Origin of the sequence: Enterobacter sp. WCHEn090032, assembly GCF_003986875.1 — a bacterium.
GTDB classification, from domain to species: Bacteria; Pseudomonadota; Gammaproteobacteria; order Enterobacterales; family Enterobacteriaceae; genus Enterobacter; species Enterobacter sichuanensis.
On the sequence record NZ_RXRN01000017.1, the window covers coordinates 16,694 to 36,245 of the forward strand.

The window sequence follows — 19,552 nt, forward strand, 5'->3', positions numbered from 1 at the left end:
ACCCTGGATAAATCGAAAGCATTACCTGTATTTAGCACGCTTTTTCACATTTGGTGTAGCGTCAAAGCGTAATAATTCTTCAGCTTACCCGCTCTCTCAGCCAGCCGATAAAGGCGTCAATTTTCGGCCACTGACGGCCAGGTAGCGTTGAGACGTAGTAATGCTGATGGCATTTGAGGGTCTTTTCGCCAAACGGTGCAATCAGCTCACCCCGCTCAAGCCGCTTTTGCACCAGCCGCTTTCTCCCCATCGCCACCCCCACGTCATTCATGGCCGCGATAATGGCCAGGTCCGAGCGATCGAAGCCAATACCCGATGATGGCGGCATCGTCACCGCGAAATGCTGCGCCCAGCTCAGCCACTCATCCGTGCCGGAATCATTGCTCCAGGCCTGACGGTCGTGGAGTAACGTACAATGGCTGAGATTATGGGGATTTTTCAGCAGCTCATGCTCGCGGGCATACGCTGGCGAACAGACGGGCAAAATCGCTTCATCCATCAGAAAGTGATGAGACAGGTGGTTTGATGGCGTATCGTCGAAATAGAGCGCCAGATCAATACCGGTTCGCTGCATGTTCACGTAATCATTGCCGGTCAGGATGGTGAGGGATATCGACGGGTAGCGGCGGGTAAAATCCCCCAGCATGGGCACCAGCCAGCACTGGGCGATTGACGGGCGGGAGTAGACCGTCAGCGTACCGGATAGCGCCTGATTTTTGATGTCCAGAATTTCCTGATTCAGGGTGTCGAGGGACGATTTAAGGGTCCAGTAAACCCGTTTTCCCTCCTGCGTCAGCTCCACTTTACGGTGCGAGCGGACAAACAGCTGAATGCCCAGCTCATCTTCCAGCAGGTTGATGCGGTGGCTCACCGCGCTGGGACTGAGCGAGAGTTCCGCCGCCGCCAGGGCGAAGGACTCATGCCGGGCGGCCACTTCAAAGGTGTACATTTTCGACAGCTGCCAGCCGTTTAACAGCCGGTTTCTGGCGTCATTCGCATCGGTCATCACAATTCTCACACGTTATTTCTGCCCTCAGCATACCGTGCGAGGGTGAATTTATGTGAACCAACGGCGAAATTTCTGCACTTTTTAGAGTTCAGTCACTCAGTTGGTTCAATCTGGCTCACCTGAACGCCAATTTATATCGTTTGTCAGCCCACGCCGTTTTTTCGTCCAATACCCGCAAATGACATAGGGGTGAGGTGAGATATGGGATCGCCGGTCTGGGTTGTGACAACGCTGCTTATCAGCATTGTGTTGATTGTTTTAACCATCGTAAAACTGAAGTTTCACCCGTTCCTCGCGCTGCTGCTGGCGAGCTTTTTCGTCGGCGCAATGATGGGGATGAGCCCGCTGGATATGGTAAACGCCATTGAGAGCGGTATTGGCGGTACGCTGGGCTTCCTGGCGGCGGTGATTGGTCTTGGCACCATTCTGGGCAAGATGATGGAGGTTTCCGGCGCGGCAGAACGCATCGGGATGACCTTGCAGCGCTGCCGCTGGCTGTCAGCAGACGTGATTATGGTGCTGGTAGGCCTGATCTGCGGCATTACGCTGTTCGTGGAAGTGGGCGTGGTTCTGCTGATCCCGCTGGCATTTTCCATCGCCAAAAAGACCAATACCTCCCTGCTTAAGCTTGCCATTCCACTCTGTACCGCGCTGATGGCGGTGCACTGCGTGGTGCCGCCGCATCCGGCTGCGCTGTTTGTCACCAACAAGCTGGGGGCGGACGTCGGCACGGTGATTGTCTACGGTTTGCTGGTGGGCCTGATGGCGTCTCTGGTCGGCGGCCCGCTGTTCCTGAAGCTGCTCGGCAACCGTCTGCCATATAAACCGGTTCCGGCGGAATTTTCAGACCTGAAGGTGCGGGAAGAGCATACCCTGCCGTCGCTGGGCGCCACGCTTTTCACGGTGCTGCTGCCGATTGCCCTGATGCTGGTGAAGACCGTCGCCGAGCTGAATATGGCGAAAGAAAGCACGCTGTATACCCTGCTGGAATTTATCGGCAACCCGATCACCGCGATGTTTATCGCCGTGTTTGTTGCCTACTACCTGCTGGGGATCCGCCAGCATATGGGCATGGGTGCCATGCTGACCCATACGGAGCACGGGTTTGGCTCTATCGCCAATATTTTGCTGATTATCGGTGCGGGCGGTGCGTTCAACGCCATCCTGAAAACCAGCGGGCTGGCGGACTCCCTGGCGCATATTCTCTCGAACCTGCACATGCACCCAATCCTGCTCGCCTGGCTGGTGGCGCTGGTGCTGCATGCCGCCGTCGGCTCCGCCACGGTGGCGATGATGGGGGCGACGGCTATCGTCGCGCCGATGCTGCCGCTCTACCCGAACGTCAGCCCGGAGATCATTACCATAGCCATCGGTTCTGGCGCCATTGGCTGCACGATCGTTACCGATTCTCTCTTCTGGCTGGTGAAGCAATACTGCGGCGCGACCCTGCATGAGACCTTCAAATACTATACGACGGCGACGTTTATCGCCTCGGTGCTTGCACTTGGCGGCACATTCCTGCTTTCTTTCATTATCTGAGCGCGAAGAGACGTATTATGGAAAACGCAACTATCACCACTTTAACCGCACAGTTTCCTCTGGTTGAGGATCTGATTGCCCTGAAAGAAACCACCTGGCTTAACCCGCGTACCACCACGCTGGCTGAGGGGCTGCCCTATGTCGGGCTGACCAAAGCCGACGTGGACGACGCGCATGCGCGTCTCAACCGCTTCGCACCGTATCTGGCGAAAGCCTTCCCGGAGACAGCCGCCACGAAGGGGATAATTGAATCCGAACTGGTCGCCATTCCGGCAATGCAGGCACGTCTGGAGAAAGAATCTGGCAAAGCCATTCCCGGCGCGCTGCTGCTGAAAAAAGACAGCCATCTGCCGATCTCCGGCTCGATTAAAGCGCGCGGCGGCATCTATGAGGTGCTGACCCACGCGGAAAAACTGGCGCTGGAATCCGGATTGCTGAGCGTCGAAGACGACTACAGCGTTCTGCTGGAGCCGCGCTTTAAGGACTTCTTTAGCCAGTACAGCATCGCGGTGGGCTCCACCGGCAACCTGGGGATGTCCATCGGCATCATGAGCGCACGCATCGGCTTTAAGGTGACGGTGCATATGTCTGCCGACGCCCGCGAGTGGAAAAAAGCCAAACTGCGCAGCCACGGCGTCATCGTCGTGGAATATGAGCAGGATTACGGCGTGGCGGTGGAGCAGGGACGCAAAGCGGCGGAAAGCGATCCGAACTGCTTCTTTATCGATGATGAAAACTCCCGCACCCTGTTCCTGGGCTACGCCGTTGCAGGCGAGCGTCTGAAAGCACAGTTTGCCGAACAGGGCCGCGTGGTGGATGCCGAACACCCGCTGTATGTCTATCTGCCGTGCGGCGTCGGCGGCGGCCCTGGCGGCGTGGCGTTTGGCCTGAAGCTGGCCTTTGGTGACAACGTCCACTGCTTCTTCGCGGAGCCCACGCACTCTCCGTGCATGCTGCTGGGCGTCTACACCGGCCTGCACGATGAGATTGCCGTGCAGGACCTGGGCATTGATAACCTGACGGCCGCCGACGGGCTGGCGGTAGGGCGCGCCTCTGGCTTCGTGGGCCGCGCGATGGAACGCCTGCTCGACGGGTTCTACACGCTCTCCGATCAGAGCATGTACGACATGCTCGGCTGGCTGGCGCAGGAGGAAGGGATTCGCCTGGAGCCGTCCGCGCTGGCGGGCATGGCCGGGCCGCTGCGCGTGCATTCCGATGCGAACGTCACTCACCTGGTGTGGGCGACCGGCGGCGGCATGGTACCTGAAGAGGAGATGGCGAAGTATCTGGCTCAAGGGAAGCCATGATGCCGGGTGGCGGCTGCGCCTTACCCGGCCTACAGGTGCAAAATTTGCTGAATATGGGTGATCGCAAACAGCAGTGACAGCGACAGCACGGCCAGGGCGATGAGGAACTTATCCCGCACCGCCTTCGGCTGCACAAAATCGTCCTGCGCCACGTCCATCAGGTTACGGCTGCGGGTATAGCGCCATAAAATGACAGCCACCAGCGCGAGTACGACTACGGAGATCCAGAACGGCACCCCGGTGTGGTGCCAGTTGTGCTTAATCGCCAGGGCAATCAGCGCGCCATACCCCAGCAGCGTACGCAGCCAGGCCAGCGACGTCCGCTCCGGCTGCAGGCCGGGGTCCGCTTCGCGTCGTGCTTTGCGGCTATCCGCCATAAAACACCAGCACCATCACCACGCCCGCCACCGCCAGCAGGATTGCGCTGATGATGAGTAGCCCGCGCGTATAGGGCAGATCCTGCTTCAGACGCATCGCCTTCTCATTGCGCAGCCAGCGCAGGTAGCCATAAATCGCCAGCACGCCCGCGAACAGACACAGCAGCAGAGCCAGCACTTCACGAATCAACGGCGTGGCGAAATCAGGCGCGAGCTGGTCGAGGCCGACACCTGCCGCCAGAAAACCCAGTGCGGTGCGGATCCACGCTAAAAACGTGCGTTCATTGGCCAGAGAGAAGCGGTAGTCCGGCGCTTCGCCGAGGCGGGAAATTTTCATGAAGGTTCCTTGTCGTGCTACGGGCAGGCTTCAGCATAGCGTAAATCGACCAGGACAAGGAGACCGGCATCGGGCGATGCCGGTCGGGAATATTAATGCAGCTCCGGCCAGAATCCCTTATTGGCCTCGATCAGGTCATCCAGAATCGCTTTCGCCACAGAGGCACTCGGTACGGTTTTGGAGAGGGTGATCGCCTGCCAGAGTTTCTGGTACGAGCGCTGCTCCCAGGCATCCACCACCAGTTTTTCCACTGCCACCTGCTGGCTCATCAGCCCTTTCTGGAAGTGCGGAATATCGCCCACCGTGAGCGGCTCCGGCCCGTTATGGCCCACCAGGCACGGTATCTCCACCATCGCGTCGGCATCAAAGTTATGGATCGCCCCGTTGTTCGGCACAATCAGCAGCATCCGCTCCTGGGTATTGAAGGCAATCGCGGTCGCCAGATCGACGATATAGGACGCATGTTCGTCAATCTCCAGCTCACCGGCGGAAGATTTCCCGGCTGCGATAATCGCCCGGCAGGAACTGAACACGTGCTTCTCACGGTGATCCATCACCTCATTGGCGCGGGTTCGCTCGGGACTGGAGTGCGCCACCACGTAGTCCGGGAACAGGTAATATTTCAGGTAAGTGTTCGGCATGGTGTCCGGATCCAGCGCCTGCACGTCTTTGGCTTTGGCGAAGGTATCGTTCCAACTCGCTTCGGTATGGGCGTCGTCAGACGGCGGTACATAGCCGTTTTTAGCGACGTATTCGCGCAGTTTCGGCATCAGATCGTTGCCGTCGAGATCTTCAATCGACGTCCACCAGCCGAAGTGGTTCAGGCCGTAGTAACGCACGCGCATCTCTTTGCGGTCTTTCAGGCCGACAATCTGCGCCATACGCCCTTCGATGCCGATCGGCATATCGCAGATATTGAGAATTTTGGCGTTCGGACGCAGGCGACGGGTCGCTTCCGCGACAATCGCTGCCGGATTGGAGTAGTTCAGCATCCATGCGTTCGGGGAGTACTGCTCCATATAATCCACCAGCTCCAGCACGCCGCCGATTGAGCGCATGCCGTAGGCGATGCCACCCGGTCCGCAGGTTTCCTGGCCCAGCACACCGTGGCGCAGCGGGATTTTTTCATCTTTTTCACGCATCGGGTATTTGCCCACGCGGATATGCGCCATCACGAAATCCACATCGGTAAACGCCGCTTTCGGATCGGTGGTATAGCTGAATTCAATCTCCGGCGCCTGTTCCTTAAGGATGATTTTGCACGCTTCGGCGATGGTCTCCTGGCGTGCGCCGTCGTTGTCATAGAACTTCAGGGCGCGCAGCGGGAAACGGTCACGGTTGGCTAACAGCATCAGGACGATACCAGGCGTAAAGGTGCTGCCGCCGCCTGCAATGACAACTGAGAATTTTTTCATGATATAGCCTCTGTCAGGGTGGTTTGTTCATTCGTTAAAGGGGTTTTCATCAGCGATTCCAGCTGGTCGCGCACCTGAGGAACGTGCAGACCGACAATCACCTGAATGCCGTTGCCGCGTCGCACCACGCCGTGGGCGCCGAGGGCTTTGAAGACGTCATCGCTTTGGGTTTTCGCCATATCGACCAGGGCGATACGCAAGCGGGTAGCACAGTTGTTGATGCTTTCGATGTTGGCCGCACCGCCGAGCGCCTGCAGGAACCCGGCTGCCTGTCCAACCTGCTGGCTGGCCGCTGCCGGGGCGGTGGTGTGCCCGCGCGCCGCCTTATAGTCCGCCTTGCTGTAGAGTTTGATTTCGCTCGCTTCCCGGCCCGGCGTTTTCAGGTTCAGATGCACAATCAGCGTTTTGAAGACCACGAAGTAGATCCCGGTGAAGCAGACGCCAATGCCAATCTGGGTGAACACCGTTGACGCGTGGTTGTGGAACATCGGGATCCAGTTTTGCGGCAGGAACTGGTCCAGCAGGCCGCCGCCCATGTTGCCGACGACGCCGAAGACGTACATCACCGTCGCCATGGTGGCCGCCAGCACGGCGTGGACGGCAAACAGCAGCGGCGAGATAAACAGGAAGGTGAATTCCAGCGGTTCAGTAATGCCCACCAGCACGGCGGTGAGCGTGGCCGGGATCAGCAGCCCTGCGACCTTGACGCGGTTTTCCGGTGAGGCGGTGTACCAGATGGCCAGCGCAATCCCGACCGAGCCAAACACTTTCGAGTTGCCGTGCAGCGCGAATCCGCCTTCCGGGAACAGGGTTTTCAGCGGCAGCGTGCTCTGGCTAAACGCCTGCAGGTGCTGCGCCCAGTAGACCTGAATCCCACCCTCTACCGCCGCCGGGCCGAAGATAAACGGACCGTAGACGAAGTGGTGCAGCCCGGTTGGGATCAGAATGCGTTCCAGGAAGGTATAGACCCAGACGCCCAGCGCACCGGCAGAGCGCAGGAAAGCCTGCAGGGACTCGATGCCCATCTGCACTTTTGGCCAGCCCAGCAGCGTCAGCCAGGCGCAGGGGATCATGACGAAGAACGCGAGGATAACGACAAACGAGCTGCCCTGAAAAATTCCCAGAAACACCGGCAGCGGCTTGTCAAAATAGCGGTTGTGGATGGCGGTAACGATGCCCGAAATGATGATGGCACCGATGATGCTGGTATCGAGCGTTTTAATCCCGGCAATCATCGCCAGCCCGCTGCCTGCCGTCGGTTCGGCGGTGAAATCGACGCCAAAAAAGTGGCCCCAGGTCATGCCCATTGCGTTGATGAAGTAGTTCCAGGTGAGGAAGCTAATCAGCACCGCCAGACAGGCACGGCCCTGCGCTTGCTTCGCCAGGCCAATCGGCAGGCCAACGGCAAAAATCAGCGGCATATTACGAAAGACCGCCCAGCCGCCCTCTTCAATGATGTGAACGATCTGCGCGAAAAGGTTATCAGGGGCCGTTAAGGCTTCGCCAACAAACAGCGGATTGCGAAGCATAATGGCGATTCCCACCACGATCCCGGCGAACGGAAACAGCAACACCGGGGTAAACATGGCACCGCCAAAACGTTGTATTTGACTGAGCATTTTTAAATCCTCACGTAACAACCTGTAGGGGAGAGAGGCCTTTATGGTTTTTTGCTGGCCTGAAGTGAGCATAAGAACTTACTGATGCGCGAACATGGCGTGCCGCTGCGATTCGTGATCGCATTCATGGTTTTATTTTGACCAATCAGGTCTACTTTTTGCGGTAAATATGGACATATCAGGACGCCAGCCACGCCCTGATAAGGGCAGAGAGGTCTACTGGTGATCTACAAATCTATCGCCGACAGGTTGCGGCTGCGGCTGAATTCGTCGGACTACAACATCGGCAGCCCGTTGCCGGGCGAAAAAGCGCTGGCGCAGGAGTTCGGCGTGGCGCGAATGACCATCCGCAAAGCGCTGGATCTGCTGGTGAGCTGGGGCCTGGTTGAGCGGCGGCACGGCAGCGGAACGTTTGTCGCGCGTAAAGACGTTCACCATGAAACCACAAACCTCACCGGGCTGGTGGAGGTGTTGCGCCAGCAGGGGAAAGAGGTGCAGAGCAAGGTGTTGCAGTTCGAAGTAATGCCCGCGCCGCCCGCCATCGCCAGCCAGTTGCGGATTCAGGTGGATGAGCGGATCTACTTTTCCCGGCGGGTGCGCTACGTGGACGGAAAACCGCTGATGCTGGAGGACAGTTTTATGCCGGTGAAGCTGTTCCGTAACCTCTCTCTGGCGCATCTTGAAGGGTCAAAGTTTGATTACATCGAGAAGGAGTGCGGGATCACCATTAGCGGCAATTACGAGAGCCTGACGCCGGTGCTGGCGGATAAACAGCTGGCGGGTTATCTGAATCTTCCGGAACAGACGCCGCTGCTGCGAATCACGTCCCTTTCCTACAGCGACAGCGGCGAGTTTCTCAACTATTCCGTCATGTTCCGAAACACCAGCGATTACCAGGTGGACTACCATCTGCGGCGCATCCACCCGGACGACCTGTTAGCTCATCCCCCAGAACAGCACCGCCAGTAGCTGCGGGGTGATAATGCGCAGGAACATTACCAGCGGATAAACCGTGGCGTAGGAGAGCGCCGCCGCGCCGCTGGTGGCGTGCAGGTTATTGGCAAAGGCCAGTGCGGGTGGGTCCGTCATCGAGCCCGCAAGCATGCCGCAGAGCGTCAGGTAGTTCATTTTAGCGAACATACGCGCCAGTATGCCTACCGTCAGCAGCGGGATTGCCGTGATGAATATGCCGTAGCCGACCCAGCTCATCCCTTCCCCTCTGACCAGGGTATCGACAAAATCCCCGCCGGACTTCAGCCCGACCACCGCCAGAAACAGCACAATACCCAGCTCGCGCAGCGCCAGGTTGGCGCTCGGCGGCATAAACCAGTAGAGCTTACCGATGCAGCCAATACGTCCGAGGATCAGCGCCATAATCAGCGGTCCGCCCGCCAGGCCGAGCTTGAGCGCCACCGGGAAGCCCGGCACATACAGCGGAATGGAGCCGAGCAGTACACCCAACCCGATACCGATAAACACCGGCAGCATCTGCACCTGCTGCAGTTTTTGCTGAGCGTTACCGACCATATCCGCGACGGCGTCAATGGACGACGGCCGCCCGACCAGGTTAAGGATATCCCCAAACTGCAGGCTGGCCTCCGGGCTGGCGACCAGTTCCACACCCGCGCGGTTAAGGCGGGAGATCACGACGTCATAACGCTCTTTCACCTGCAGATCGCGGATTTTCTTGCCGAGAACGTGCTCGTTTGTTACCACCACGCGCTCCACGCGCATATCGGTGCCGCGGGTGGAGAGCGAGGTGTCCACTTCCTGACCGATCACCAGCCGCGCGTTGTTGAGATCGCCGGGCTGGCCGACCAGGTGCAGCAGATCCCCCTGCTGAATAACGGTGCCCGGCGCGGGCACCATCAGCATATCGTCGCGCTTAAGGCGCGAGCAGATAATGTTGGCGCTGTTCAGGATCGGCACGTCCTGGATCGCCATATTGTTCAGATTGGGGTTATCGACCCGAATATTGATGGTTTTGATCGGCATATGGCCGTTGGTGAGCGTGGTTTCGTGGTCTTTCGCCTCTTTATCGACGTTGATGCGAAACAGGACGCGAACCAGCCACATGGAGAGCAGAATGCCGCAAATGCCAAACGGATAGGCCATGGCATAGCTCATCCCCATCTGATCAACAATGCCGGGTTCGATACCCAAATCACGCAGGATTTGCTGCCCCGCACCGAGCGCAGGCGTGTTGGTCACCGCCCCGGAGAAAATGCCCAGCACCACGGGAAGCGGGATTGCGAAAAGTTTGTGCAGAAGCGCGGTCACCAGCCCGCCCATCACCACAATAGCGAGGGCAAAGAGATTGAGACGCAACCCGGAGACCCGAAGGGAAGCGAAGAAGCCCGGCCCCACCTGAATGCCAATGGTATAGACGAACAGGATCAGGCCAAATTCCTGAATAAAGTGGAGCATTTCGGCGCTGAGGACCAGCCCGAGCTTGTCGGCGAAGTGCCCGACAAAAATACCGCCAAACAGCACCCCGCCAATACCAAACCCAACGCCGCGGATTTTGACGTTGCCAATCCATAGCCCAACGACGGCGACCAGGGCCAACACGCTGACGGTTAACGCGATATCACTCATGATCCCCTTCCTTAGCATAACCTTAGTTATGCTAAGGATTCTCTCAGAGCAGGGGGCGGTTGTATGGGCGATGGCGCACAAAAAAGCCGAAGGTAAAAGCAAAACGGTCCCCCTCGGGTGACCGTTTTTAGTGTGTGCACCCTCTCCCTGTGGGCTGAGGAATCCCCAGTAATTTTTTACCTGAAGCGATGAACGTTGCTTCAGCAAAATTAATGACTTACAGCGATGCCCTGGTCCGGCTGTAAATCGCCGAAGCGTTTCCGTAAGGCCGGGGCGAGGCGCAGGGATGCGCCGAGAGGGCGTGGCCTGCAGGGATGCAGGCTCATGCCCGACCCGATAGCCTGGAGGAATAAGCTGAGGGTACCGCGAAGCGGCGATTTACCGCCGGGAGCCCGGGTCGCCAGGGCGGTGGCGATTGAGCCGCCCTGGCACGTTCACTGGTCATGCTGTTACAGAGTAGCAAGGAACATAAAGTGAACGGAATGTCCACCAGAGCCGTATGTTCCCCCTCACCCCAGCCCTCTCCCTCAAGGGAGAGGGGGTTGTCTGTGCAGGCATTATTTTATGGGGATCCCTCAGCCCTGTGGGAAAGGATCGGGCATCAGCCCGCACAGTGCTAACTGTTCAACGCCGGTCGGTCGCTAATGGCGATACGCTGCGGCGCGATAGCTTCCGGCACGTTACGGGTCAGATCAATATGCAGCAGCCCGTTAGTAAACGTTGCGCCGGTTACATCCATATGGTCTGCCAGAGTAAAGCTCAGGCTAAACGGCTGATTAACCAGCCCCTGATGCAGCCATTTGGTCTCGGTCTCTTGTTTTTCCGGCGTACCCTTAACGGTCAGGCGCGTGCCTTCAAGCTGGATATCCAGATCCTCCTGACGGAAGCCGGCCAGCGCCAGGGTGATGCGATAGTGGTTATCGTCGCTTTTTTCGATGTTGTACGGCGGAAACGTCTGTTGCTCAGCGGTGTTTTGCAGGGCATTCGCCAGTTTGTCAAAACCAATCCACTGACGCAGTAAGGGGGATAAATCATAGTTACGCATACTAAATCTCCTTCTGAGAAGCGAGTTCGGCACAGTTTAATTTTGTGCGCAGTTGTTCCTGCAAATCCTGATGGATTCGCATATGCTCCCGTTACGGCAAGCAAGTCTGGGTGGGCCGCTCGGGCGACCCGCAAAATTAGTTAATTTCGATACGACGCGGTTTTTTCTCTTCCGGAATCACACGTTCCAGTTCGATAAACAGCAGGCCGTTAACCAGGTTCGCGCCTTTCACGTGAATGTTCTCGGCTAACTGGAACTTGCGTTCAAAGTTGCGCTCGGCGATGCCCTGGTAGAGGTAGGTACGCTCTTTCTGCTCAGCCGTATGGGAACCTTTCACCACCAGCAGGTTGTCCTGCGCGGTGATCTCCAGTTCGTTTTCTGCAAAACCGGCGACGGCAATGGCGATGCGGTAGTGGTTTTCGTCAACCAGCTCAACATTGTAAGGAGGGTAGCCGTTGCTCTGGCTTTGGTTATTTTCTAAATGGTTAAACAGGCGGTCAAAACCAATTGCAGAACGGTATAGCGGAGAAAGATCGAAGTTACGCATAAATAAAACTCCTGAAATCAGCGAGAAAATAGTGCCTTCCACCATGGACAGGCCTTTGCGCCCCCGAACACCCATCAGGCGTGTTCGTTATCGGGCCACATTCATAAAATGGGTCTGCAACCGGGCTTTTCAAGCACGACAACTGCACTTTTTTTTGCACATTTGTGCATCTCGCTTAGACTGGGACAACAGCACAAAGGGTTAAATTGCGATGGCTGCCACAGTGCGGGGTTATCGGGCTATCCATTTTGGATAAGGCTCGCTATAACCCTGAGTTGCAGGTCTATGCAGTGCCATTAACGATGACTGAGTGATGATGAAAAATGTTCTGATAAAGCTGACGACGTTCAGCGGGGTAGTTTTACTTTGCGGGTGTTCGAGCGTGATGTCTCACACCGGCGGTAAAGAAGGAACATATCCGGGGACTCGCGCCAGCGCGGCGATGATCTCCGATGACGATACCAACTGGGGCACCAAATCCCTGGTTATCCTCGATATGCCGTTTACGGCGGTGGCAGATACGCTTCTGCTGCCGTGGGATATATTTCGTAAGGACGACTCCGTGCGCTCACGGGTAGAAAAAAGCGAGCAGGAAAATCTGGCGACAAACGCCGTTATCCCGCCCGCGGAAATGCCTCCACGCTAGTTCTGCGCGGTTTCCGTTAACCAAAGCTGACGGAAACCGCCTGTCTCTTCCATCCACGCAATAAAGTGCCCGTCTGGCGAAAACACCACCGCATCAGCAGACGGTGGATTGCCGTGATCGGACGTCAAAAACGTCACCTCTCCGGTCCGTGCGTCGCAGCAGGCGATACGATCTTCCATGACAAATCCCAGGCGGTTGCCCGAAGGATGCCAGTTAAATGCCGACTGGATACCGTTTTCTGTATGCGTTAACTGGCGCGGCTCGCCGCCCTCGGAGGAGATCAGCCACAGTTGCACGATACCGTTATCATCGCGCATCAGGAACGCAATCTGCGTTCCTTGCGGATTGCTGCGCACCCAGTGACGCGGCACGTTCACCAGCCCCGGATAGCGGTTCTGATGGGTAAAGGTCAGACGACGCTGCTTCACGCCTGCAGGCGGAGCGGGCAGGGTTGCCGGCGTACCCTGTAGCGGCGCATCACCCGCACGTTTCCAGCCCTGCTCGTCTTCTGGCAGATCGACAACAAACAGTTCAGGCACTTTTTCGCCCTGCGCGGAGAGGGTGTCACCGATAAACGCCAGCCTGCTGTTGCCTACCCAGCCCTCTTCGTAGGCGCGGTTGATCTCATCGCTGCCCGGCTGCGGGTTGGGCGTCGTGCGGCTAACCAGCACGCTCCAGAAGGCACCCGAATACGCCCGAGGATGGTTCCCCTTCGGCTTCACCGGGCCGTAAGGCGCAGCCACGCCGACGTTGCGTAAATCGAGCTTTGGATCGCGCTCATGCAACACATGGTCGTTATAGGTAAAGCTGACGAACTGCCCGTTCGGGCTAAAGACATGGACATGGGTGCCGCCGCGCAGCGCGCCTGCGGTGTAAGGCGCGGTGATATCCATCGCATCCAGATTGCTCACCTGGCCGTGATGCGCAATCACCCCCTGGCGATGGTGAAAATCATAGTGCCAGTCTGCGTCCGGGTTTTTCGGGCCGTGGATAAAGACATATTTCTCTTGTGCGGGATGAACGGTCACCACGCCAACGTGTGCGCCGTCTGTGGCGCGATAAATCACCTCCACCTCGCCCGAATGGACGTTAACCCGCTCAATGGTTTCACCGGTGAACGACGCGCCTGACGGGCGCACGTCGTAGACCAGCCACTGGCTGTCCGGTGTCCAGGTATTGATATTGGTGAGCTGGTGGTTACGGGAAGCGAAGGTGATTTGTTTCATGAAGATACCCTGATGCGCGGTTTTCGCATCAGGGTAAAACATCCGGAAGAATTAGCCTACTCGTTTAACATCGCCTACCAGCAGGATGTAGGAGAGCGCACCGATCAATGCCACGACGGAGATGTAGACCAGCGCCGGGCCAAAACCGTAATCCTGCGCCAGGTAACCAATGACCAGCGGCACGGTGATCCCGCCCAGCCCGCCAACGAAGTTGAACACGCCACCGGTCAGGCCGATCAGACGCATCGGTGCCAGCGACGACACCAGCGACCAGGTAATGGAGGCAAAACCGTTTCCGAAGAACGCCACGGCCATCAGGGTCATAATCCATACCGGATCGTTGGTATAGTTGGCGCCCATGATGCACGTTGAGATCAACAGCCCGCAGATAATCGGTGTTTTACGCGCAGCCCCCAGCGAGAAGCCTTTTTTCACCATTTTGTCCGCCAGCCAGCCCGAAAGCAGTACCCCGAAGAAGGCCGCAAGGAACGGTACGGTGGTCATAAAGCCCGCCTTCAGCGCGGTGATCCCCTTCTCCTGCGTCAGGTAGTTCGGGAACCAGGTGAGAAAGAACCACAGCGTCGACGTAACCGCAAACTGGCCCAGATATACCCCCACAAGCTTACGGTGGAAGACCAGCTTCCAGTCCGCTCTGGTGAGCGGCTGGCGCGCCTCTTTTTTCACCGGCGCATCGCCATCCACCAGACCGCCGCCATCGCGAATGTAGTCCAGCTCGGCTTTAGTGATGCTTTTGGTCAGCCGCGGAGGTTGGTAGACCTTAAACCAAATTAGCGACCAGATAATGCCGATCCCGCCGGTGACAATAAACACCCAGTGCCAGCTCAGCAGCTCCTGGATCCAGATGAGCAGCGGCGTCAGGAACGCCAGGCCAACAAACTGCCCGGAGGTGTAGAAGCCCACGGCAGAAGCACGCTCATGCTCCGGGAACCAGCTGGTCACCATGCGGTTGTTGGTCGGGAATGCTGGTGCTTCAAAAATACCGGTGATGGCGCGCAGGCCAATCAGCGACATCAGCCCGGTCGCGAAGCCCTGGAACAGGGTCGCCACGGACCAGCCTAAAATGGCGATGAAGTAAGTCAGACGTGACCCCACGCGGTCCAGGAACCAGCCGCCGGGGATCTGGCAGAGCGTATACAGCCAGGCAAACGCCGAGAAGACGTAGCCCATTTCCGCTTTGGTGATGCCAAACTCTTCCTGAATATGAGCCGATGCCACGGCAAGGTTGGCGCGGTCGACATAGCAAATGACCACGGTAATAAAGATCATGATCAGCGTCAGGTAGCGGCGACGCCCGATTTTTGCAGCAGTAACTGGAATATCCATCGCAATCTGTCTCCAGATTTTGGGCATAGCGAAGCCGCTCACCATGCCCTGTAATTTACAGAGGGTTATAATTTTGTATGTATGTTTTTTTGCCCGGTGGCGCTTCGCTTACCGGGCCTACGGGAGGGCGATCACCACTCCGCTACGCTGCCGTCCTCATGACGCCACAGCGGGTTACGCCAGTCTGGCGCGTTTTTACTGAGCTCAATGACTTTGGCTTCGTCAATTTCTACGCCCAGGCCCGGCTTCGTTAACGGTTTAAAGAAACCGCCTTCCATGCTGAAGTCTTCTTTGTTTTTCACAAAGTCGAGCAGCTCTGCGCCCTTGTTATAGTGAATGCCCATGCTTTGCTCCTGGAACACGGCATTGCGGGAGACAAAATCCACGTGCAGACAGGCCGCCAGCGCAATCGGCCCGAGCGGACAGTGCGGTGCCAGCGCCACATCGTAGGCTTCCGCCATTCCGGCAATTTTGTAGCATTCGGTGATGCCGCCCGCGTGGGAGAGATCCGGCTGCAGGATCGCAATACCGCCCGCTTCCAGCACACGTTTAAACTCGAAGCGCGAGAACATGCGTTCACCCGCGGCGATGGGAATGTGCGTCTGTTCTGCCAGTTTCGGATAGTACTCTGCCTGCTCGGCCAGCACGGGCTCTTCAATGAACAGCGGGCGATACGGCTCCAGCTCTTTAATCAGCACTTTCGCCATCGGCGCGCTGACGCGTCCGTGGAAATCCAGCCCAAATTCAATCTCGTTGCCGAAGGCTTCACGGATTTGCGCCACGGTATTGACCGCGCGGTCGACCGCTCGCGAGTTGTCAATCACGCCCATCTCTTCACAGCCGTTGAGCTTGAAGGTGTCAAAACCAATGTTGCGCAACTGCGTGATGCCGTCGATCACTTCCGCGGGGCGATCGCCGCCCACCCAGCTGTAGGCTTTGATTTTATCGCGCACCAGGCCGCCCATCAGTTGCCAGACCGGGGCATTCAGCACTTTGCCTTTGATATCCCACAGCGCCTGGTCGATACCGGCGATGGCGCTCATCAGGATCGGGCCACCACGGTAGAAACCGGCACGATACATTACCTGCCACAAGTCGTTGATACGCGCAGGATCCTGGCCAATCAGGTATTCTCCCAGCTCGTGCACGGCGGCTTCAACCGTGCGCGCACGGCCTTCGATCACCGGCTCACCCCAGCCGACAACGCCTTCATCGGTTTCGATTTTCAGGAACATCCAGCGCGGGGGTAAACGGTAAGTGGTAAGTTTGGTTATTTTCATTGCACTGCCTCTCGATACGCTTTCACAAATGCTGCCGCCTGCTGCGCGGTACGTTCTACGGACTGCCCGGCGCGATAAAGATCGCTGCCCAGCCCCGCGCCCACACAGCCTGCTTTTATCCACTGCACCAGGTTTTCTGGCGTGACGCCGCCCACGGCAAAGACCGGCACGCTGGCGGGTAAGACCGCTTTCAGCGCTTTGATGTAATCCGGGCCAAAGGCCGACGACGGGAAAATTTTGAGCGACTGTGCGCCCGCATCGAGAGCGGCAAAGGCTTCTGTGGCCGTGGCGCATCCCGGGCAGACGGTCATGCCGTAACCCACTGCGCGACGAATCACCTCGGGATGAATGTTGGGGGTGACAATAAGCTTGCAGCCCATCTTTGCCAGCCGATCCACCTGCTCCGGTTTTAGCACGGTCCCCGCGCCAATCAGCGCCTTATCCCCAAACGCTTCCACCACTGCCGGGATGCTTTTTTCCCAATCCGGCGAGTTGAGCGGGATTTCTACCGCGTCGAACCCGGCATCGATAACCGCCCCGACATGGGCTAATGCCTCATCGGGCGTGATACCGCGCAAAATCGCGATAAGGGGAAGATCAGTTTGCCACTGCATGAGCGATGCTCCTTATTCCTGCCTGAAATGCCGTGTCACCGGATACCGTTGAGACGTCGTGCCCTGCGCGGCGTAAAGCCTGCTCGTAGCGTGAAGCCAACGATGACCCTGCAACAATCGTGATGGCCTGCCCCTGCGCAACAAAATCGCGCATGCTGGCGACTTCTGCGCCAATCAGCAGGCCGGAAAGAAACTCGCTGACCTGCTCGCGCGGGAGGGTTCCCAGCACGTGCGAGGCGCGGATCTCAAAAAGAGACGGCAGAACATCAGGCGAGGCGAGGCCGCGCTCAAGACCGGCGGTAAAGGCCTCCGGGGACGTTTTCTGCTCGGGTAAGCCAGCACCCACCAGAGAATGATTGAGCAGCAAATGGTGTAACTCGCCGGTCATTACAGTGCGAAAATCGTGGATTTGCTCCGTGTCAGCCTGTACCCATTTGCAGTGCGTACCCGGCATTACGTAGACAGAAGAAGGAGAAAGCGTGCGCGCGCCGAGCAGCTGCGTCTCTTCGCCGCGCATCACGTTGTGGTTATCGTCACGCGAGACGCTCAAACCGGGAATAATCCAGATATTGTCGCCAACGGACGTTAACTGCTCGCCAATAGCGGAGAAATGGACAGGAACAGGCAGATAAGGTGCAACCTTCCAGCCCACGTTACTGCCGACCATTCCCGCCATCACCACCGGCGTCGCGCCATCACGCCAGTTTTGTGTCACCTCAGCTAACACCGCCTCGGGGGATTTCCCGTTCAGACGCGTAACGCCTGCTTCTGATTGCCTGCTCTCCAGGCACTGCTCGCCCTGGTATAGCCAGGCGCGCAGATTGGTCGATCCCCAGTCAATTGCGATGTAGCGTGATGTCATGTGATTTCCTTCAGCCTTCGTGTCGAGCTGGCAATCATGGTGAGTGCTGCCTGCTCTGCCGCATCGCCGTCCTGATGCCGTATCGCATCAAACAGCGCTTTATGTTCCTGAAGCGTTTTCGGCATGTTGGCCTCATCGCCCATCCAGGTACGTTCAAATACTGCTCGCTGTAGCGAGCTGATCGCCACGCTAAGCTGCTGTAACACCGGGTTATGCACCGACTGCAATACCGCCTCGTGATAGCGAATATCCGCCTCGTTGAACGCTTCCCGGTTCTGGTTATTGGCGATCATGTCGTTGAGCGCCGACTCAATCTGCGCCAGATCGCCTGACGTTGCGCGCTCTGCTGCCCAGCGGGCGATGGCGGGTTCGACCAGGTTTCGTACTTCACTCATCGCACCGATAAGCCGCGGGTCGTAGTCATTTTCCAGCACCCACTGCAGGACATCGGTATCGAGGTAGTTCCACTGGTTACGTGGTGCAACAAACGCGCCGCGATAGCGTTTCATTTCAATCAACCGCTTCGCCATCAGCGAGCGGAACACTTCCCGGATAATGTTGCGTGAAGTTTCAAACTCCTCGCACAGTTCAGCCTCTGCTGGCAGCGGCGAACCGGGAACGTATTTGCCACCCACAATCTGAGTGCCCAGCGTGATGACAATGCGATCGGTTTTGTTCAGCGTCATGGAGAGTCCTTGTGCTCTGTAAGTCCATCACTACTTTACCGCGACCGCCGAATTTCGCCTCACTTTTGCAGTACAAACGTGAACCCTTTCGCCTTTGCTGTAGTCGTAATGTAGTACAATCAATTAATGTTGTACTACAATCCAGATCACAAAAAGAACAACTCAATAAACTCAGGGCCAAAAAAAGCCCCGGTTGATAACCGAGGCTGATGATTGAGGGCAATGTGTTACCGGGACAGTACAAATTTCTCAATCGCGTAGGCCACACCGTCTTCGAGGTTGGATTTGGTAACAAAGTTAGCCACCTCTTTCACCGACGGAATGGCGTTATCCATCGCCACGCCCATGCCTGCGAATTCAATCATCGCGATGTCGTTTTCCTGGTCGCCCAGCGCCATGATCTCGTCAGGTTTGATGCCCAACGCGTCGGCCAGCGATTTTACCCCCGTGCCTTTATTGACGCGTTTATCGAGGATTTCGAGGAAGTACGGCGCGCTTTTCAGCACGGTGTACTTCTCTTTCACCTCGGCCGGAATGCGCGCAATCGCTTTATCCAGGATCTCCGGTTCGTCGATCATCATCACTTTCAGGAACTGGGTCGCCGGATCCATCTTCTCGGCTTCGCAGAACACCAGCGGAATGGTCGCAACATAGGATTCATGTACCGTGTAGTAGCTGATATCACGGTTGGCGGTATAGAGCGTATTGCGATCGAGCGCGTGGAAGTGGGAGCCCACTTCACGGGACAATTTTTCCAGGAACAGGTAGTCGTCATAGCTCAGCGCAGTTTGCGCAACCGTACTGCCATCCGCGGCTTTTTGTACCAGCGCGCCGTTATAGGTAATGCAGTAGTCGCCAGGCTGATTCATATGCAACTCTTTCAGGTAGCTGTGTACGCCCGCGTACGGACGCCCCGTGGTCAGGACCACATTCACGCCCTTCGCGCGTGCCGCGGCGATCGCGTTTTTAACGGCTGGAGAGATAGTGTGGTCTGGCAGCAGCAGCGTGCCGTCCATATCGATTGCAATGAGTTTAATAGCCATGAGTTCCCCGGGATAAATGAGTGCTGCCTCATGCTAACGCGATTAAGCACACAAAAAT

At 57.3% G+C, this 19,552-nt stretch carries 19 protein-coding genes and 1 other annotated feature; of the genes, 4 read left to right on the plus strand and 15 right to left on the minus strand.

Annotation, left to right across the window (positions count from 1 at the left end; translation table 11 throughout):
- Positions 1-79 precede the first annotated feature (79 nt).
- Positions 80-1,006 carry a DNA-binding transcriptional regulator DsdC gene (dsdC, locus tag EKN83_RS15210; RefSeq protein ID WP_126801248.1) on the minus strand — a complete coding sequence of 309 codons (927 nt, stop codon included), beginning with the start codon at positions 1,004-1,006 and terminating at the stop codon, positions 80-82.
- Positions 1,007-1,210: 204 nt separating this feature from the next.
- Between dsdC and dsdX the strand changes: the two genes are divergently transcribed.
- Positions 1,211-2,548: a D-serine transporter DsdX gene (gene dsdX / locus EKN83_RS15215; RefSeq protein WP_025756988.1), complete on the plus strand. Its 1,338-nt coding sequence runs from the start codon at positions 1,211-1,213 to the stop codon at positions 2,546-2,548.
- Between the two features lie 17 nt (positions 2,549-2,565).
- Positions 2,566-3,855 (plus strand): D-serine ammonia-lyase, encoded by a 1,290-nt coding sequence (gene dsdA / locus EKN83_RS15220; protein WP_126801239.1) that lies wholly within the window; start codon positions 2,566-2,568, stop codon positions 3,853-3,855.
- 29 nt (positions 3,856-3,884) lie between these two features.
- Here dsdA and EKN83_RS15225 read toward each other — a convergent pair whose 3' ends face one another.
- From EKN83_RS15225 to EKN83_RS15240, 4 genes are all read right to left on the minus strand, one after another.
- Positions 3,885-4,232 carry a DUF202 domain-containing protein gene (locus tag EKN83_RS15225; RefSeq protein WP_045285328.1) on the minus strand — a complete coding sequence of 116 codons (348 nt, stop codon included), beginning with the start codon at positions 4,230-4,232 and terminating at the stop codon, positions 3,885-3,887.
- Positions 4,222-4,569 carry a YidH family protein gene (locus EKN83_RS15230; protein WP_024907384.1) on the minus strand — a complete coding sequence of 116 codons (348 nt, stop codon included), beginning with the start codon at positions 4,567-4,569 and terminating at the stop codon, positions 4,222-4,224. The genes EKN83_RS15225 and EKN83_RS15230 overlap by 11 nt, the downstream gene beginning before the upstream one ends.
- Before the next feature lie 92 nt (positions 4,570-4,661).
- Complete coding sequence (locus EKN83_RS15235) at positions 4,662-5,984, minus strand: 6-phospho-alpha-glucosidase (RefSeq protein ID WP_126801240.1); 1,323 nt, start codon at positions 5,982-5,984, stop codon at positions 4,662-4,664.
- Complete coding sequence (locus tag EKN83_RS15240; protein ID WP_126801241.1) at positions 5,981-7,603, minus strand: alpha-glucoside-specific PTS transporter subunit IIBC; 1,623 nt, start codon at positions 7,601-7,603, stop codon at positions 5,981-5,983. Before EKN83_RS15240 ends, EKN83_RS15235 begins: the two co-directional genes overlap by 4 nt.
- Positions 7,604-7,825: 222 nt before the next feature.
- Here EKN83_RS15240 and EKN83_RS15245 point away from each other — a divergent pair, with 222 nt between their 5' ends.
- Complete coding sequence (locus EKN83_RS15245; protein ID WP_025756982.1) at positions 7,826-8,572, plus strand: GntR family transcriptional regulator; 747 nt, start codon at positions 7,826-7,828, stop codon at positions 8,570-8,572.
- Here EKN83_RS15245 and EKN83_RS15250 read toward each other — a convergent pair.
- From EKN83_RS15250 to ibpA, 3 genes are all read right to left on the minus strand, one after another.
- On the minus strand, positions 8,540-10,201 hold the full coding sequence (locus tag EKN83_RS15250; RefSeq protein WP_045285332.1) for a putative transporter: 1,662 nt from the start codon (positions 10,199-10,201) through the stop codon (positions 8,540-8,542). The genes EKN83_RS15245 and EKN83_RS15250 overlap by 33 nt on opposite strands.
- Positions 10,202-10,817: 616 nt before the next feature.
- Positions 10,818-11,246: a small heat shock chaperone IbpB gene (gene ibpB, locus EKN83_RS15255; protein WP_047957402.1), complete on the minus strand. Its 429-nt coding sequence runs from the start codon at positions 11,244-11,246 to the stop codon at positions 10,818-10,820.
- Between the two features lie 136 nt (positions 11,247-11,382).
- Positions 11,383-11,793 (minus strand): small heat shock chaperone IbpA, encoded by a 411-nt coding sequence (gene ibpA / locus EKN83_RS15260; protein WP_008500162.1) that lies wholly within the window; start codon positions 11,791-11,793, stop codon positions 11,383-11,385.
- Positions 11,787-11,858, minus strand: a sequence feature (ROSE (Repression Of Heat Shock gene Expression) occurs in the 5'-region of heat shock genes and acts as an RNA thermometer to modulate expression.). Its footprint overlaps the gene before it by 7 nt.
- Positions 11,859-12,106: 248 nt before the next feature.
- On the opposite strand from ibpA, the gene EKN83_RS15265 reads away from it, so the two are divergent.
- Positions 12,107-12,439, plus strand: a complete 333-nt coding sequence (locus tag EKN83_RS15265) for a YceK/YidQ family lipoprotein (protein WP_025756979.1) — start codon at positions 12,107-12,109, stop codon at positions 12,437-12,439.
- Here the strand turns inward: EKN83_RS15265 and EKN83_RS15270 are convergent.
- From EKN83_RS15270 to yidA, 7 genes are all read right to left on the minus strand, one after another.
- Entirely contained in the window at positions 12,436-13,665 is a 1,230-nt protein-coding gene (locus EKN83_RS15270) for a DUF3748 domain-containing protein (RefSeq protein ID WP_185857682.1), read from the minus strand. The two genes, EKN83_RS15265 and EKN83_RS15270, sit on opposite strands and share 4 nt — an antisense overlap.
- A gap of 51 nt (positions 13,666-13,716) precedes the next feature.
- Positions 13,717-15,054: an MFS transporter gene (locus EKN83_RS15275; protein ID WP_126801243.1), complete on the minus strand. Its 1,338-nt coding sequence runs from the start codon at positions 15,052-15,054 to the stop codon at positions 13,717-13,719.
- Between the two features lie 86 nt (positions 15,055-15,140).
- Entirely contained in the window at positions 15,141-16,289 is a 1,149-nt protein-coding gene (gene dgoD, locus EKN83_RS15280) for a galactonate dehydratase (protein ID WP_047957400.1), read from the minus strand.
- The gene (locus EKN83_RS15285) at positions 16,286-16,903 is read right to left on the minus strand and encodes a 2-dehydro-3-deoxy-6-phosphogalactonate aldolase (RefSeq protein WP_047957399.1); all 618 of its coding nucleotides are present in this window, start codon (positions 16,901-16,903) and stop codon (positions 16,286-16,288) included. The genes dgoD and EKN83_RS15285 overlap by 4 nt, the downstream gene beginning before the upstream one ends.
- Entirely contained in the window at positions 16,887-17,765 is an 879-nt protein-coding gene (locus tag EKN83_RS15290; RefSeq protein ID WP_126801244.1) for a 2-dehydro-3-deoxygalactonokinase, read from the minus strand. Before EKN83_RS15290 ends, EKN83_RS15285 begins: the two co-directional genes overlap by 17 nt.
- Positions 17,762-18,451 (minus strand): D-galactonate utilization transcriptional regulator DgoR, encoded by a 690-nt coding sequence (gene dgoR, locus EKN83_RS15295; RefSeq protein WP_003861109.1) that lies wholly within the window; start codon positions 18,449-18,451, stop codon positions 17,762-17,764. The genes EKN83_RS15290 and dgoR overlap by 4 nt, the downstream gene beginning before the upstream one ends.
- Before the next feature lie 227 nt (positions 18,452-18,678).
- Entirely contained in the window at positions 18,679-19,494 is an 816-nt protein-coding gene (gene yidA, locus EKN83_RS15300; protein WP_045285338.1) for a sugar-phosphatase, read from the minus strand.
- Positions 19,495-19,552: the final 58 nt, after the last annotated feature.

Coding starts and splice junctions, on each gene's coding strand:
- dsdC (WP_126801248.1), bottom strand. CDS start 1,006: ATGACCGATGCGAATGACGCCAGAAACCGGCTGTTAAACGGCTGGCAG.
- dsdX (WP_025756988.1), top strand. CDS start 1,211: ATGGGATCGCCGGTCTGGGTTGTGACAACGCTGCTTATCAGCATTGTG.
- dsdA (WP_126801239.1), top strand. CDS start 2,566: ATGGAAAACGCAACTATCACCACTTTAACCGCACAGTTTCCTCTGGTT.
- EKN83_RS15225 (WP_045285328.1), bottom strand. CDS start 4,232: ATGGCGGATAGCCGCAAAGCACGACGCGAAGCGGACCCCGGCCTGCAG.
- EKN83_RS15230 (WP_024907384.1), bottom strand. CDS start 4,569: ATGAAAATTTCCCGCCTCGGCGAAGCGCCGGACTACCGCTTCTCTCTG.
- EKN83_RS15235 (WP_126801240.1), bottom strand. CDS start 5,984: ATGAAAAAATTCTCAGTTGTCATTGCAGGCGGCGGCAGCACCTTTACG.
- EKN83_RS15240 (WP_126801241.1), bottom strand. CDS start 7,603: ATGCTCAGTCAAATACAACGTTTTGGCGGTGCCATGTTTACCCCGGTG.
- EKN83_RS15250 (WP_045285332.1), bottom strand. CDS start 10,201: ATGAGTGATATCGCGTTAACCGTCAGCGTGTTGGCCCTGGTCGCCGTC.
- ibpB (WP_047957402.1), bottom strand. CDS start 11,246: ATGCGTAACTATGATTTATCCCCCTTACTGCGTCAGTGGATTGGTTTT.
- ibpA (WP_008500162.1), bottom strand. CDS start 11,793: ATGCGTAACTTCGATCTTTCTCCGCTATACCGTTCTGCAATTGGTTTT.
- EKN83_RS15265 (WP_025756979.1), top strand. CDS start 12,107: ATGATGAAAAATGTTCTGATAAAGCTGACGACGTTCAGCGGGGTAGTT.
- EKN83_RS15270 (WP_185857682.1), bottom strand. CDS start 13,665: ATGAAACAAATCACCTTCGCTTCCCGTAACCACCAGCTCACCAATATC.
- EKN83_RS15275 (WP_126801243.1), bottom strand. CDS start 15,054: ATGGTGAGCGGCTTCGCTATGCCCAAAATCTGGAGACAGATTGCGATG.
- dgoD (WP_047957400.1), bottom strand. CDS start 16,289: ATGAAAATAACCAAACTTACCACTTACCGTTTACCCCCGCGCTGGATG.
- EKN83_RS15285 (WP_047957399.1), bottom strand. CDS start 16,903: ATGCAGTGGCAAACTGATCTTCCCCTTATCGCGATTTTGCGCGGTATC.
- EKN83_RS15290 (WP_126801244.1), bottom strand. CDS start 17,765: ATGACATCACGCTACATCGCAATTGACTGGGGATCGACCAATCTGCGC.
- dgoR (WP_003861109.1), bottom strand. CDS start 18,451: ATGACGCTGAACAAAACCGATCGCATTGTCATCACGCTGGGCACTCAG.
- yidA (WP_045285338.1), bottom strand. CDS start 19,494: ATGGCTATTAAACTCATTGCAATCGATATGGACGGCACGCTGCTGCTG.